This is a genomic window from Bartonella sp. AP9QHHD (assembly GCF_042195625.1).
Classification (GTDB): Bacteria; Pseudomonadota; Alphaproteobacteria; order Rhizobiales; family Rhizobiaceae; genus Bartonella.
The window spans coordinates 1-1,180 of the sequence record NZ_JBHIOP010000052.1; the positions used below are offsets into that span (position 1 = coordinate 1).

A 1,180-nucleotide genomic window follows, 5' to 3' on the forward strand; every position below is an offset into this window, starting at 1 on the left:
AAAATGGCTCTTATGAACCGTCTTAATGCAAGGGCTGTCGCAACATTGGGAGCTGGCAAATATAATGATGGTGCCGGCTTGTTACTTCATAAGCGTAAAGATGGAGGTGCTCAATGGATTTACCGTTTTACCATTCATGGGCGGCGCCGTGAAATGGGCTTGGGTGCCTTGAGAGATGTCTCTTTAAAACAAGCCCGTGAATTGGCAACTGGGTGGCGCTCTGTTCTTCGTGAAGGTCGTGACCCCATTAAAGAACGCAATAAACAAAAGCGTGAGGCAATAAGTAATCTCCATTATTTAAAAGATATCGCGTTGGATGCTTTTGAAAGCCGTAAAGCTGAACTAAAAGGAGATGGTAAAGATGGGCGTTGGTTTTTACCCTTAAAACTCCATATTCTCCCCAAATTAGGTTGCCTCCCCGTTTCAGAGATTACACAAACAGAGATACGCAATACACTTGCTCCCATTTGGCATACAAAAGCAGCAACAGCTGATAAAGCTCTTACCCGCCTTAATATTTGTCTCAAACATGCGGCTGCTTTGGGTTTGGATGTTGATTTACAAGCAACAGAAAAAGCACGCGCTCTCTTAGGTAAACAACGCCATAAAACGCAAAATTTTCCAGCTATGGATTGGAGAGATGTCCCTGCCTTTTATAAAACACTTTGCGAAGCATCAACCTTAACACAACTGGCTTTGCGTTTGCTTATTTTGACAGGCGTTCGTACCAACCCTTTGTGTCATATTCATAAAGACCAAGTTGATGGCGATATCTGGACAATCCCTGCTGAAAATATGAAAGGTCGACGTGATACTACAGAAGAGTTTCGCGTGCCTCTATCATCAGAAGCATTAGAAATCTTAAAACAAGCGCGCTTGCTTTCTCGCAATGATTTCTTCTTTTCTGCAACCGGTCGGGGTCCCCTCGCTGCAAATTGTATGGCTCAATATATGAGAGACAATAAAATTGAGGCATGCCCCCATGGATTTCGTTCTAGTTTACGTGATTGGCTCGCTGAAACAACCGATGCCCCTTATGAAGTCGCAGAAACTATTCTAAGTCATACAGTAGGCGGTAAAGTAGAGCGTGCCTATCGTCGGACTGACTATTTAGAACAGCGCCGCGTTTATATGGATAAATGGGCGGCTTATGTCACGGGTCAATCTTAAGATATGGGGT

Annotated in this window: 1 protein-coding gene; it reads left to right on the top strand. The window is 43.9% G+C overall.

Annotated features, from left to right (window positions below; genetic code table 11):
- Positions 1 to 3: 3 nt before the first annotated feature.
- Positions 4 to 1,170, top strand: a complete 1,167-nt coding sequence (locus ACFIK4_RS04185) for a site-specific integrase (RefSeq protein WP_015856731.1) — start codon at positions 4 to 6, stop codon at positions 1,168 to 1,170.
- Positions 1,171 to 1,180 lie beyond the last annotated feature (10 nt).

What these genes read in the sequence shown, in the direction of transcription:
- ACFIK4_RS04185 (WP_015856731.1), top strand. Translation starts at nt 4, where the DNA reads ATGGCTCTTATGAACCGTCTTAATGCAAGGGCTGTCGCAACATTGGGA.